Consider the following 13147-nt stretch of genomic DNA (forward strand, 5'->3'; position numbering starts at 1 on the left):
TAGATACCGGTTTCCGCCAGCAGGCCGCGGGGCAAGGAGACGAAGCCCAGGAGGCTCTCAAACAGGCCCGGGCTCTTCTACGCGGTATCCAGGTACGCAACTACGGCTCCTACCCCAATGACTTCTACGATGACATGGCCTGGCTGACCTTGGCCTGTGAGCGTCTCAACCGGCTAGCTCTGGCGGTGGAGGGCAACGGTGACAGCGCTGCTCAGGACGCTGGTCAACGCCTCTACCGGGAGCTGACCTCAGCCTGCACCGCTGAGGTGGGCGGTGGGGCTTTTTGGTCTAAGGATCACGACTTTAAGAACACCCCTGCTACCGCTCCTATAGCGCTGGCCTTTGCCCGCGCTCACCGGTACAAGGAAGCCGCAGATTTGCTGAACTGGTTGCAAGCTCACCTTTTGGACCCCGAAAGCGGTCTTTACCTGGACGGTGTCAAAGTTACCGGTAGCGGTGAACAGGCAGGCATCTCCTCGGTTGAGCGAGGTCTCTACACCTACAACCAGGGCCCGGTTTTGGGCGCTTATCTGGCCTTACTCGATGCCGGGGCTACAGACCGGCTAGTTCTTGACCCGGTCACCCATATCGCCGAGCTGGTTGACTCTGTTGACCGTACTTTCGGCCTTGATTTTGAGGTTTCCAGCACCGAGAGCCTGCGCCTACTCCGCACCCAGGGTGGTGGTGACGGCGGACTCTTTACCGGGATCCTCGTGCGCTACCTAGCCGATGTGGCTCTGCATAGCGCCCTGCCCGAGGCTACCCGCGCCACAGCGCGGGGGCTTGTTCTGGCAACCGCTGAGGTCTTGTGGGACGGCCGGCGCGAGTTTGACCCCGATCTGCCCATGAGCGAGCCGGGCATTGACCCCAACGAGATTCGTGGGCAGGCCGTTGCGCTTTTCTCCCCCCATGTTGAACGCCATATCTCCGATCTTCTCAAGCCCGGTCAGCCGGTGGATCTGTCCACCCAGATTCAGGCCTGGACTATCCTAGAAGCAGCACAAAGAGTTTTTGCCTCAGACTAGATTCAAAGGAGTAGCCCATGGCTCGGCTTTCACCCTACCTTCTGACAACTTCAGCTACCTGTGCCTGTGCGGTTGCTGGTTCGCTAGCCTCAGACCCCGACAGTAGCTACTACAAGGACCTCACTAAACCAGCCTGGAACCCGCCCAACTGGGTTTTTCCGCTTGCCTGGACATCGCTCTACGCCTGCATAGCTGGGACCAGTGGCTACACCCTGGCCCGTTTAAAGCAAGACGGTAACACTGAAGAGGCAGGGCGCTACTCAGCAGCCTTGGCAACCAATCTGGCGCTCAATGCTTCCTGGAGCTATACATTCTTCCGGTCGCACCGTTTAGGTTTAGCAACTGCGCACGCAGGTGTCTTGGCCCTTAGTTCTGCTGATCTGGTGCGGCGGACTGCCCGGATCAGTAAATCTGCTGGTGCCCTTCTGGCCCCCTACGCGGGCTGGACCGCTTTTGCTACGGCTCTTTCAGGTAGCATCTGGTGGCTTAATAACAAGAACTAGCGGTTGGTCCATACTGCTCTGCCCCGGGGGTGCAAGAGGCAGGAGGGTTTCCGATCCGATGAGCCCATTGGCTAGGCTGGTCTCATGACTTTTTGGACTGGCTTTCTTAACCGGGCGCAAGACCGCCCACTCCAGGCTGTGGAAAGGCTCTAGTAGACTAGGGCTTGTGCTCAATACCGAATTTTCTGATCCCGGCTTCTCCTTTGAGCTGGGTAACCGCCTGACCGAAACAGCCGCTCCCTCCGCTGCCCACCGCACCGCAAACGGTGGGGACTTCCAGGGGCGCACCGGCATCATTCACACGCCTCACGGCGACATTGCCACCCCCGCCTTTACGCCCGTGGGCACCAAGGCAACCGTCAAAGCAGTCTTGCCCGAAGCCATGAAAGAGCTCGGCTCCCAGGCCCTGCTGGCTAATGCCTACCATCTCTATCTCCAGCCCGGCCCCGATGTGCTCGACGCCGCAGGCGGTCTGGGCAAGTTCATGAACTGGGACGGCCCTACTTTAACCGACTCCGGCGGTTTTCAGGTCATGAGCTTGGGCTCTGGCTTTAAGAAAGTCATCGATATGGGCACGGTCGCCGGTGCTGTGGGTGCCGATGGGCGGCCCATCGGTGATGACGACGTAGCCGCCGGCAAAGAACGTATGGCCCATGTGGACGATGACGGAGTTAACTTCAAGTCCCACATCAACGGGGATATGCACCGTTTTACCCCCGAGGTATCCATGCAGGTTCAGCACAAGATTGGTGCTGATATTATGTTCGCTTTCGACGAGTTGACCACGCTTTACAATTCTCGTGCCTACCAGGAAGAGGCCCTGGAACGCACACGGCTGTGGGCTCTGCGCTGTATTGCTGAGCACCAGCGACTGACCGCTGAGCGGGTGGGCAAGCCCTACCAGGCTCTCTTTGGGGTCATTCAGGGCGCCCAATACGAGGATCTACGCCGCAAGGCCTGTCGCGATTTGGGGGCCATGCCCTTTGACGGTTTCGGCTTGGGCGGTGCCCTGGAAAAAGAAAACCTGGGCACCATTGTGCGCTGGTGCACCGAGGAACTTCCCGAAAATAAGCCCCGCCACCTGCTAGGTATCTCAGAACCGGACGATATTTTTGTGGGTATCGAGAACGGGGTAGATACCTTCGACTGTGTCTCACCCACCCGCGTTGCCCGCAACGCCGCCGTCTACACCCCCAATGGTCGCTTTAACCTGACCAATGCCCGCTTCAAGATGGACTTCAACCCCATCTTTGAGGGCTGTGACTGCTACACCTGCACCCACTACGCCAGGGCCTACCTGCACCACCTCTTTAAGGCTGACGAGCGTCTTTCAGCCACGCTAGCTTCCATTCACAACGAGCGGTTTATCGTCAAGATGGTTGATGATGCCCGCCAGGCCATTGACGACGGCACCTACTTTGAGTACCGGGACGACTTCCTGGGGAAGTATTACGCCAAGAAAGTGGCCCAGCAGGTAGAGCAGGAGGCCGCGCGGGCGCTTAGGGCTGAGCGAGAGGCTAAGAAAGCTGCCGCGGCTCAGGCCCGTTGGGAAGCCAATATGAAAGCCAAGGCAGAGGCCGAGGCCCGCCGCGCGGCACAGGCCGCTCTTGCCGCGCAAGCTGACGAACACAATGCCACAGAGACCAAGGCCAAGCAGGAGGGCTAACCATGCAGGATTTCACGCTCGAAGACCTCACACCTGAGGAAACCATTACCTACCGGCACGAGTTTGCCGCCAGCCCCGAACAGCTCTACGAGGCCTTCACCAATCCGGCTCTGTTTGTGCGCTGGTTTGGCCCCAAGGACTGGAAAATTATTCCCAGCACCCTGACCCTGGAGCCGGTCATTGGCGGGCGTAAGCAGTTCGTCATGCGCCACCGCCAGCAGAAGACTTTCCAGGCTCCTATGTACATGCGTTTTATTACTATGCAGGAGCCGCATCTGCTGGAGTACCGCGAAGCTCTACCGACTCCCCAGGGTCAACCCAGCGATACTCTCATCGGTCTGCGTCTTGAGTTTGAGGCGGGTACCGCTGTGACCGAGGACGGCGTGGGCCAAGGAACTATCCTCAAGCTCACCCAGGGGCCCCTCCCCCAGGGCGTGCACCAGCAGACCCTGGACTCCTGGAAGGGTTCCTTTGAGTCTCTAGCCGCTCTGCTGGCCGCCCGCTAGGTTCCAGAGCAAGCGAGTGTAAGGGGAATGTACCCAAGGCAGTAGATTTTATACAGCCTTGGGCGCATTCCCCCTCATTTTATGCGCGGATATGCCCGGTTGGAGGCACCCGGTCAGGCCGTCAGCTTTTGGCGCTGTTCGGCGCTCAGCCGCATGAGTGAGCCGGTGGCTGTGCTGTAGAAAGCTAAAGTAGTGGTGGCAGAAACGCAGTGGGTGCCCTCTAGAGGGTCGTAAAGCTCGTAGGCCAGGGTAAAGGAGGCCGGGCTGACCTTACTGACGTGTACCTTGGCGGTCACGGGCATGCCCCGGTAAGCCAGGGGGCTGCGGTACTTGATGTGGTTCTCAGCTACCAGGGCCTGGGTACCCTCGGGTAAGTCAGCAAAGAGCGGTAGCACCGGTTGATGATTTCCCGCTTGCCCCGATGAGGGCGGGCACCCCAAGAGAGCCACACGGGCTTCCTCAAGGATCTGCACGATAGTCACATTGTTGACGTGCCCGTAGGCATCCATGTCTCCCCAGCGGAGCGGAATCTCAAAAGTGTAGGTAGTGCTCATACCTTTTACTGTACCCAGGTCACGGTAAAAAACCTGCCCCGCTACCGGTCACTGCCTTGAGGAGTCACCTATCTTCTTAGGGAACCGGTGAGCATCAGTGGGGCATCCGACAGCAACCGGTTAGTCTCTGGGCGTTCTTAGTCCTGGGAATTTGCTGCCACGGCGGCATCCGCTTCGGCAAAGGCATCTTCAAAGCCGGTGTGAACGCGCTTAACCACGCCAAAGTAAACCATGGTCAGGATGAAGAAATAGGTAACACCGATGCTTGCAGGTGCTGCGTTTCCGGTGCGGGCAAAGAGGGCCGCCCAGATGGCGAGCAGGAGCAAGATACCGGCCCCGGCAGTGACCCTGCCGCCCCACATGCGGAAGGCTGAGGAGTTACCCTCAACGCCTTTGAAGGCAATGTAGGCCAGAAGAATCAGTACCCATACGGTCAGGGCGCAGACCATGGTCAGCGTCATCATCAGGCCAAAGGCCTGCCCCGGCTGGAAGACCGCAAGCAGGATTGCCAGGAGCACCCCGGAGGTTGAGGCCCACATTGCGGGAACGGGAATACCCTGGGCGCTCACTCGGGCCAGCTGGCGGGGCGCCATCTTTTCAGTGGCCAGTGAGTGAAGCAGGCGGGTTCCCGCGTAGAGGTTGGCGTTAGCGGCAGAGAGCGCGGCCACTAGAATCACGAAGTTAGTGATACTGGCAATTGCGGGTACCCCGATTTCGGAGAAGACCAGCACAAAGGGTGAGGCTTCTACCGAACCGTCCAGTTGGGCCGCTGATTGCCAGGGGATAATCGATACCACGATAAAAAGTGAGATTACATAGATGGTGGAAAGCCGCCAGATATTGGCCTTGGTGGAGGCCCGCACCGAGCGAACCGGGTCTTTGGCCTCTGCCGCGGAGATAGAGAGCATCTCGATGCCGCCGAAAGAGAACATCACAACTGCCAGGGATAGCCATATACCGTGGAAGCCAGTAGGCATAAACCCGCCGTCATTGGTCAGGTTAGCTATACCAGTTGCGGGGTGGTTAGGGGCGCCGACAAAGATGAGGGCTAGACCTATCAGGACGAAGAGGAGCAGGGCAATGACCTTGATGGAGGAGAGGAAAAACTCCATGGTGCCAAAGTAGCGCACGCTGCGCACATTCAGGGCGATAATGACCAGCCCGAAGAAGGCGACCCCCGCCCACAGGGGCAGGGCGGGCCACCAGTACTGGAGGTAGGTGCCCACAGCGACCAGCTCAATACCGGTAATGACGGCGGTAACCGTCCAGTAGGCCCAACGGGTTAGGTAGCCCGCGTAAGAGCCCAGGTAGCGCCCAGCAATGGAGCCGAAGCCGCCACGCACGGGGTAACGCACCGCCATTTCACCGGTGGCGGCGGCGATGATGGCGGCCACCAGTGAGCCGATGGCGTAGGCCAGGATAACGGCGGGCCCGGCCAGGCTGATAGCTCCACTGGATCCCAGAAAAAGACCGGTGCCCAGGGCAGAGCCCAGCACAATCATGGTCATTTGGTGGTGAGTTAGTGAACGTTTGAGGTTGTGTGTCTTACCCGCGTCGGCTTGCTGTGCCACAGTAAATGGACCTATCCCTGTTAGAGCTTGTGTGTCTATTGATGTGATTCTACGGCAGAACGCTGGTTCTAGCTCCCAACCTGGGGTCGGGGCTAGAACCAGCGTCCTCATATCTTATGTGACTATGGAGGGAACTAGGGGCGTTTCTCGGTCACCGGCAGCTGGGTAGTAACGGCCCGTGCATCCTCAAAGGCATCGTCTGAGGAGCGGACGTTCTTCTTGACCCCGGCAAAGTAGGTGAGGGTGACAAGGGCGAAGAAGGAGAGGCCCACCAGGACGGAGGTCAGCATGGATTTATCGACAAAGAACATGGCGATGAAGGTGGCGACGATACCGGTGAGTCCCAGGGCTGCGGTGGCGGCCCCACCAAAGACCTGGAAGGGGGCTGGGTCTTTTTCGCTCTTCTTATAGGCAATGTAGGAGAGCAAGATCATAGACCATACAACGAGAACGCTGACGGTCACCAGGGCCATCATGTAACCGAAGATGTTACCGACACCGGAAATCGCCATAATCATAGCTACCACGGCCCCAGCGGATGAGGCTGTGAGGGCTAGAACGGGGCTGCCCTGGCCGCTGGTTCGGGCTAGAACTCGTGGGGCCATGCCTTCGTGCCCCAGGGAGTGCAGTAGCCGGGTGGCAGCGTAGAGGGCTGCATTAGCACCAGAAAGCGCTGCGGTGAGCAGGATGAAGTTGGTGATACCACCAACATAGGGGATACCTAGTTCGCTAAAGACGGTTACAAAGGGGGAGCCCTCAATTTCTTTGCCGAGCTCAGATGCGTTCCGCCAGGGGATGATTGCCACGATCACCAGGAGGGAGAGCACGTAGAAAGTGGCTAGTCGCCACATCATGGCCTTAGCTGATGAGCGGACTGAGCGGACCGGGTCTTTGGCTTCTGCCGCGGAGATGGAGATCAGTTCAATACCGCCGAAGGAGAACATGACTATGGCCAGGGCTAGCCAGATGGAGGCCGGGCCGTTGGGGATGAAGCCGCCATCATTGGTCAGGTTGGCGGTGCCTACGGCCTCTTGGCCTGGTAGTCCAAAGAAGACCAGGGCTAGGCCAAAGATGATGAAGAGGATCACGGCAGTGACTTTGATGGAGGAGAGGAAGAATTCCACGACACCAAAGGATTTGACGCTGGTCAGGTTGAGGGCAAAGATAGCGCCACCGGCGATGAGCACCCAGATCCAGAGGGGGGCTTGGGGGTACCAGTAGGCCATGTATTTGCCTACGGCAACGACTTCCGCGCCGGCCAGGGTGACGGTGGTCATCCAGTAGGCCCAGCGAGTTAGGTAGCCGGCGTAGGGGCCCAGGAATTTACCGGCGATGGTACCGAAGCCACCGCGCACGGGGTAACGCACCGCCATTTCTCCGGCGCAGGCGCCGATGATAGCGGCTATGAGCGAGCCGATAGCGTAGGAGATGATGACGGCGGGCCCAGCGATAGCTATGGCTGGGCCGGAGCCTAGAAAGAGGCCTGTACCTACGGCCAGGCCCAGGGCGATCATGGTCAGTTGGCCGTGTGAGAGTGAGCGGCTGAGTTGGCCGTTTGAGGCTTGGTCTGCGTGAGAATGTGCCACGGTTATCCCTCCCCTTCTTGTCAGTATGTGGTGTATGTAATGAACCGCAAGTTTACACAGGTTTCCCCTGCAAAAACGTGCCTTACTGAAAGACCATTATGCAATGAGATGCAGCTCACCCTCTTGGTTGTTAGTGCAAGCTCTTGGGCGATGAGAACCGAGTGACTAGCCATGTAATTATATTGAGCATCTACAGAAGTAGAGGTTATTAGCCGACCAGACAGACTGGACAGCAACTATTGAAAGTTAAGCAACCTGTAACTCTTATCAGAACAACCAACACAGTTACTCACATATGAAATACCCCTTCCTGATGGATGCACACCCCCATTGAAAAAATTATTGAATCGATATCATCAATAACTCTTGCCGCGTACAGAGCGAATCAGTACGTTAAGAACTAAATAATCCTTTTGATCCCCAAGTTCATCCAAAGACGGTTGACCAAGCCACTCAAAGGAGTACCCCGTGAAATTCACATACCATAAACAACTTTTTGCAACTTTTACTGCTTTACTATGGGTTTCACGCCTGCCTCTTGCCCGGGCTTCCCCGCCCCCCCATTTTCGACTCTCTAATATCACCAGAACAACTTCTAGTGTCATTGTAGAAAGTATTGGCCGCGATACCGATTTGCGTTATAAATCCGCTATTTGGTGGTTAAAGGCGGGCAGCACCACCTCCAGCTCAAATAGGCAAGAACGCACTCTCTACCAACAAAATGTGGCGTTTCCCTGCAAGAATAAAAACAGTACAGTGGGGGCTGGTACTACCGCAGGGACAATCGTGCATCAGGGAAAGACCTACTATGCACGTCTATACCCACCTACGATAACCCTTAATTGCGGAGTCTAAGCATGTTTAGACTGCTGAAGCAGCTAGTCAGAATGGTGGCCTGTGAGGATGGAAAACCACCACCGATTCTGCCCCTTTTTGGCAGGGGCCCTTTTCAAGGGGCAGACGTGAGCGTCCAACTGGTCTTTATTGGGGACTTCACTTCTAACTACAATCCGATCGTGGGAGTTGTTGCCGATGAAGCCACTGCCCTAAAGCTTTTTCACCGCCACCCAGAACGTAAGATTTCCTGGGAAAAAATTGCTGTTTCGGATGCAATCGAGATGCCTGCTCCAGGCTCCCTTCTGTGGGTACTCATTCAGGGTGGCCCATTTAGCCCCACAGCATATTCCAGCCCCTCACCGGTCGCCGCCTATGCAGATAGGGGCAGAGCTATCGAGGAAATAGCCCGCAGAGAAGAGTTATACGGGGAGGAACTTCTGCTCTGCTGCCTCCCCCTGGGCACCATTGATTTCACAGCGCCAGACTGGTCTTATACCGGGTCTTAGAGTACCCCTAAGCCTGCACCCCGTAGGTGGGCTCGTGACGCTTGAACCAGGCAATGACCGGGTAGGTGACAGGGAGCAGGACGAACTCAATAGCGCACTTGTAGATGTAGCCGACCACCACGTAGTTCATAAAGTCGCCAAAACTTGTAATTCCAATAATGGGTGCCGCAATAGCACAGAAAATGAGGGTATCTGCCAGTTCGCCAACCAGGGTGGAACCCATGAGCCGGCCCCAGAGGTGCCTACCGCCGGTTGCCGCTTTGAGCTTGACCAGCACCCAGGAGTTAAGGGTCTGCCCCACCAGGAAGCCCAGCAGGGAACCGGCCAGAATCTGAGGAACAGGCCCCAGCACACTTTCAAGAGCGCTCTGATTCTCGTAGAAATCTGCAACCGGTAGCGCAATGAGGATCCAGAAGGAGGCCGCAGCTACAGCGGCAGCCACAAAACTGGTAACGATGGCGCGGCGGGCCAGCCTGAAGCCGTAAACCTCACTGATGACATCACCCAGCACATAGGCCAGGGGAAAAAGGAAGAAGCCGCCGTCGGTAATGATGGGGCCAAAGGTCACACCCTTGGTTGCCCCAATGTTGGAGAGGATAAAGACCACGCAGGTTGCCGCCAGGAGCAGGTCGTAGTAGGTGCGGGTTGGGCGGGCGTAGCCGGTATCGCCGGGTGCGGGTGTAGACACAGTTTTCCCCTGGATTATCTTGAGTTGAGTTCGAGTGTGCCCACCTGCCACCTGGGCCATCAGTATTTTACACTAAAGGTGGTGGCACCCGCCCTGCATGAGGCTGCTGAGAGTGAGCCTGCGAGCCTAGCTCACCCCGGTGCCCTGACCCGGTCTTTTTTGGGGGGGGCATCCTGTGGGGTGGAGGTTGAGGTCATGGCCGACTGTTTTTCTGACGTTTTTGAGCCGCCGGTCGCCCCTGATAGGTTTTGGTGACATTTTAGAGTAAGGTGTCAGTATGCCCAGAATTTCAGCCGCAACGAATGCCGCCCAGCGCGAGAACACTAAACGCGCCATCCTCGACTCCTTCGGCCGCCTGCTCTATGAGCGGGGCCTGCCAGGGCTCACCATGACCCATGTTGCTAAGAACGCAGGTATTGGGCGCACGGCTGTCTATAACTATTTTGCCGATATGGGTGAGCTTCTGATCGCCTATGCCCTCGATGAGACCGAGCGTTTCTTAACTGACTTGCGTGAGGCTCTTGCTGGCTTTGAGAACCCCATCGACCAGCTTGCCGTCTATGTGCGACTGCAGATTGAAGACCTTTCCCGGCGGCACATGCCCCCGGGGCCAGCCATGCGATCGGTACTTTCTCCTGACGCTTTCGCTAAGCTAGGTGCCCATGTGCGCGAATTGCAGATGGTGCTTGCCGGTATCCTCTCGAGCGCTATTGAGCGTGGCTACCTGCCGGATAACGATATTCAGGAGCTGGCTCAGCTTGTTCATGGGTCGCTGTCCTCTACGGCTGACCGTACTGAGGATGCGGCCAGCAACGATGCCCGCGAGCGCCATATTGAGCATACGATTCGTTTTATTCAGCTTGGCTTGGGTGCTCGTTTTGATGAGCTGGGGCGGCCTATCCGTTTGGACGGCTCCCCCGATGTGCATCTGGTAGAGGCTTCCTAAAAATTTTTCTCTGGGTAGGGGTCACCTCCTTTTATGGGAGGTGGCCCTTTTGTCTGCGCTCATGTTTGCTGGTGCGCTACAGCCAGGGCGCAAGCAAGCGGGTTCACGGCCTGACTTAAACCCGCAGTTGGGGTGCCTGCTAGCTGGCTCGGGGCTGGCCTTTAAGGGGTGCTAGCGGGGCACCCCCCAACTGGGCCCTGCTCTAAACCCGCCCCGCCCGCAGGGAATGATTAGCTGTCAGCATTAGCCAGTAGCCCCGGTGCGAACCCGTCAAGATCCAGGACGCGGGCGTACATGACCGCGCGGCGTTGGAGCGCCGTACGCAGGGCACGGTGTACGCCGTCTTCCAGATAGAGCTCACCCTGGTAGCGCACTACATGGGGGAAGAGATCACCATAGAAGGTGGAGTCTTCGGCCAGAAGGGTTTCGAGGTTGAGGTTCTTTTGGGTGGTGATGAGGCGGTCAAGGCGCACCTGGGAGGGCGCTATAGAGCCCCAGCTGCGCTGGGTGAGGCCGTGGTCGGGGTAGGGGCGGGTATCGCCGACGCCTTTGAAAATCATGAACCTATTCTAAGCGTCCTGACCGCTGCTACCGGCGCACTCGTCCACTCTAGGGTGGGCGCTAGGTATTAGGATTCCCAGATACCGCGTTTGGCAGACCAGTTGATTGTTTTTCCGCCGCTGAACTTGACGCTCACGACCCCGTTGACAGCCGGGCCCTCATTCTCGAGTGGGAAGCCGTACCCGGTGGTGTAGCCATTGTGGAGCCAGTGATAGTAGATGGCACCTGTGGAGTTGAGGCTGTGAGCCCCGGTTTGGGGTGACCAGAAGATTGCGGTTTCCGTGCCCTTGCGGTGGCGGAAGTAGGTGACGGCTCCGCCGGGCAGGGCGAGTTCGTCGGTGGCGGGGAACCCGTAGCTGTCGATGTGTCCCTTTGCTACCCAGAGTGCGAAGATTGCCCCCCTGTGGTTGAGGGCGTGGGAGCCGGTGTAGGGGGACCAGTAGGTTGCTGTGTAGGTGTTGCCGTTACGGAAGTAGAGTTTGGCGCCGTCACCGAAGGCAGTTTCGTCGATAGTGGGAAAGCCGTACCCGTAGACATGACCTGATTCGACCCATTTGTAGTAGAGCCCGCCTCTGTGGTTCATGCTGTGGGCCCCTGTTTGGGGTGACCAGAAGACGGCGGTGTAGGAGTTACCGTTGCGGAAGTGTTGTTTTGCACCGTGGCCGATGGGTTCTTCGTCGATAGTGGGGTAGCCGTAGCCCCATTCGTAGTGGGCCTGGCGGAAGCGCGCGCCGATGGCTCCTGGCCAGAAAATGGTGTGGGCGCCGGTAGCCTCGGTCCAGTAGATAGTGCGGCTGCGGGCGAAGTTTTGGACGGCTCCACCGAGCCTGGTGGGGAATTCGTTGCCGGTGGGTTTTCCGTAGACTGCTTGGCCACCGGTGGCGTAGTAGTGGGCGCCAATAGCGCCGATGAGGCTGTAGCCGCTCCCGGCGGCTTCTACTGCGGCTACGGTGTTGAGGAAGGGGTAGCCCTTGATCCAGCCGCCGTTCTTGGTTCTGAGGATTGACCGGATCTGTTCGATGGTCAGTGAGGGGTTGCGCTCTTTCATGAGGGCGATGGTTCCGCTGACGTGGGGTGCGGCCATGGAAGTTCCGCTCAGGTAGCCGTAGGAGGGGTCACCTGGGTCGGTGGGGCCGCTGTTGTAGGTGGAGATAACGCTCCCATTTGAGGCACCGCCGGGGGCAAGGATGTCGAGGCGGTGGCCCCAGTTGGAGTAGCCGGCCATGATTTTGCCTTTGCCGGTTGCGCCCACGACGATGCCGCCTGAGCAGTTAGCCGGGGTTGCCCCTGCTGCATTGATTGCGCTGTTGCCGGCTGAGATAACGATGGGGACCTGGCGGGCGGCGGCGCGGCTGATAGCGTCTTGGAGGATCTGGGGGCAGGTACCCATGTTGATGGCTTCGGAGAAGTTCACGACGTCTGCGGGGGTGGGGTTGGGCGGTGCGCCCTTGACCGGCACACCCGCGCTCCACATGAGCCCGGCGGCGTAGTCGGAGATGTAGCTGCGCCCGTATTGGCCCATGACTCTGGTGTGCTGGATTTTGGCGTCGGGGGCTACACCGGCTACGCCTATGCCGTTGCTGGTTTTTGCGGCGGCGATTCCGGCGACGTGGATTCCGTGCCAGAGGGAGTAAGAGCCGGGGTACCAGTCGCCGGGGTCGGTGGGGTCCGGGTCCCAGCCGTCACCGTCTTTTGAATAGTCCCGGCTGACGAAGTCGTAGCCGGGGATTTCTTGCGGGGTGAGGTCGGGGTGGTAGCGGGTGCCTTCATCGGCTATGCCGATGATAATCCCCTTGCCTGTCGCCAGGTTCCAGGCCGCCGGTACCTTGGCTTCGCGCATATTCCATTGTTGGTCCCAGTAAGGGTCTCTGGGTGGGTTGCCGGGGTGGGCGGCGGCTATGTTTTTGACGCGCAGGTTGGGTTCGGCGGAAAGGACGTCGGGGCGACTTTCGAGTTCTTGGATCAGTGCTTTTTGTTCGTGGGTGTCCAGGTCGTGGCTGAGGTGGATAACGGCTGTACCGTCAATAATCTCGCGGGTATTTTCTGCCTGGAGAGTGTCTGCCAACGGGCTTTGTTCGACTTCTTCGCGGGCGATGGCTTGCTGTTGGGTGGGTGCGACGTGCGGTGTGAAACGGACGATGATTTGATCGGTGGTTTCTTCGACCCTTGATTCTTGCAGGACGCTTCGCTCGGCGTGC

12 protein-coding genes are annotated in these 13147 nt (G+C 58.2%); 6 read left to right on the top strand and 6 right to left on the bottom strand.

Annotation, left to right across the window (positions count from 1 at the left end; genetic code table 11):
• From ACN08V_RS10155 to ACN08V_RS10170, 4 genes are all read left to right on the top strand, one after another.
• The coding region (locus tag ACN08V_RS10155) for a glycoside hydrolase family 76 protein (RefSeq protein ID WP_419105464.1) at nt 1–1025 on the top strand (1025 nt) is incomplete at its 5' end.
• A gap of 17 nt (nt 1026–1042) precedes the next feature.
• The gene (locus ACN08V_RS10160; protein ID WP_419105465.1) at nt 1043–1528 is read left to right on the top strand and encodes a TspO/MBR family protein; all 486 of its coding nucleotides are present in this window, start codon (nt 1043–1045) and stop codon (nt 1526–1528) included.
• Between the two features lie 166 nt (nt 1529–1694).
• Nucleotides 1695–3194 carry a tRNA guanosine(34) transglycosylase Tgt gene (gene tgt / locus ACN08V_RS10165; protein WP_419105466.1) on the top strand — a complete coding sequence of 500 codons (1500 nt, stop codon included), beginning with the start codon at nt 1695–1697 and terminating at the stop codon, nt 3192–3194.
• Between the two features lie 2 nt (nt 3195–3196).
• Nucleotides 3197–3700: an SRPBCC family protein gene (locus tag ACN08V_RS10170; protein WP_419100390.1), complete on the top strand. Its 504-nt coding sequence runs from the start codon at nt 3197–3199 to the stop codon at nt 3698–3700.
• 113 nt (nt 3701–3813) lie between these two features.
• Here ACN08V_RS10170 and ACN08V_RS10175 read toward each other — a convergent pair whose 3' ends face one another.
• From ACN08V_RS10175 to ACN08V_RS10185, 3 genes are all read right to left on the bottom strand, one after another.
• Entirely contained in the window at nt 3814–4254 is a 441-nt protein-coding gene (locus tag ACN08V_RS10175; RefSeq protein ID WP_419100389.1) for an acyl-CoA thioesterase, read from the bottom strand.
• Between the two features lie 137 nt (nt 4255–4391).
• Complete coding sequence (locus ACN08V_RS10180) at nt 4392–5762, bottom strand: amino acid permease (RefSeq protein WP_419100440.1); 1371 nt, start codon at nt 5760–5762, stop codon at nt 4392–4394.
• Nucleotides 5763–5959: 197 nt separating this feature from the next.
• Entirely contained in the window at nt 5960–7339 is a 1380-nt protein-coding gene (locus ACN08V_RS10185) for an amino acid permease (RefSeq protein ID WP_419100439.1), read from the bottom strand.
• A gap of 1034 nt (nt 7340–8373) precedes the next feature.
• Here ACN08V_RS10185 and ACN08V_RS10190 point away from each other — a divergent pair.
• Nucleotides 8374–8754: a hypothetical protein gene (locus ACN08V_RS10190; protein WP_419105467.1), complete on the top strand. Its 381-nt coding sequence runs from the start codon at nt 8374–8376 to the stop codon at nt 8752–8754.
• Between the two features lie 7 nt (nt 8755–8761).
• On the opposite strand, the gene ACN08V_RS10195 is transcribed toward ACN08V_RS10190, so the two are convergent.
• A complete protein-coding gene (locus tag ACN08V_RS10195; RefSeq protein ID WP_419100387.1) occupies nt 8762–9442 on the bottom strand; it encodes a queuosine precursor transporter in 681 nt (226 codons plus the stop codon).
• Between the two features lie 277 nt (nt 9443–9719).
• Between ACN08V_RS10195 and ACN08V_RS10200 the strand changes: the two genes are divergently transcribed.
• Nucleotides 9720–10388 (top strand): TetR/AcrR family transcriptional regulator, encoded by a 669-nt coding sequence (locus ACN08V_RS10200; protein ID WP_419105468.1) that lies wholly within the window; start codon nt 9720–9722, stop codon nt 10386–10388.
• A 230-nt stretch (nt 10389–10618) separates the two neighbouring features.
• Here ACN08V_RS10200 and ACN08V_RS10205 read toward each other — a convergent pair whose 3' ends face one another.
• Nucleotides 10619–10948, bottom strand: a complete 330-nt coding sequence (locus ACN08V_RS10205) for a type II toxin-antitoxin system VapB family antitoxin (RefSeq protein WP_419100385.1) — start codon at nt 10946–10948, stop codon at nt 10619–10621.
• A 68-nt stretch (nt 10949–11016) separates the two neighbouring features.
• Nucleotides 11017–13147: S8 family serine peptidase (locus tag ACN08V_RS10210; RefSeq protein ID WP_419105469.1), on the bottom strand; the 2131-nt coding region annotated here is incomplete at its 5' end.

It is taken from the genome of Rothia sp. P5766, from assembly GCF_048513555.1.
Taxonomy (GTDB): Bacteria; Actinomycetota; Actinomycetes; order Actinomycetales; family Micrococcaceae; genus Rothia.

What these genes read in the sequence shown, in the direction of transcription:
- ACN08V_RS10205 (WP_419100385.1), bottom strand. Translation starts at nt 10,948, where the DNA reads ATGATTTTCAAAGGCGTCGGCGATACCCGCCCCTACCCCGACCACGGC.
- ACN08V_RS10170 (WP_419100390.1), top strand. Translation starts at nt 3,197, where the DNA reads ATGCAGGATTTCACGCTCGAAGACCTCACACCTGAGGAAACCATTACC.
- ACN08V_RS10185 (WP_419100439.1), bottom strand. Translation starts at nt 7,339, where the DNA reads ATGATCGCCCTGGGCCTGGCCGTAGGTACAGGCCTCTTTCTAGGCTCC.
- ACN08V_RS10175 (WP_419100389.1), bottom strand. Translation starts at nt 4,254, where the DNA reads ATGAGCACTACCTACACTTTTGAGATTCCGCTCCGCTGGGGAGACATG.
- ACN08V_RS10180 (WP_419100440.1), bottom strand. Translation starts at nt 5,762, where the DNA reads ATGACCATGATTGTGCTGGGCTCTGCCCTGGGCACCGGTCTTTTTCTG.
- ACN08V_RS10160 (WP_419105465.1), top strand. Translation starts at nt 1,043, where the DNA reads ATGGCTCGGCTTTCACCCTACCTTCTGACAACTTCAGCTACCTGTGCC.
- ACN08V_RS10200 (WP_419105468.1), top strand. Translation starts at nt 9,720, where the DNA reads ATGCCCAGAATTTCAGCCGCAACGAATGCCGCCCAGCGCGAGAACACT.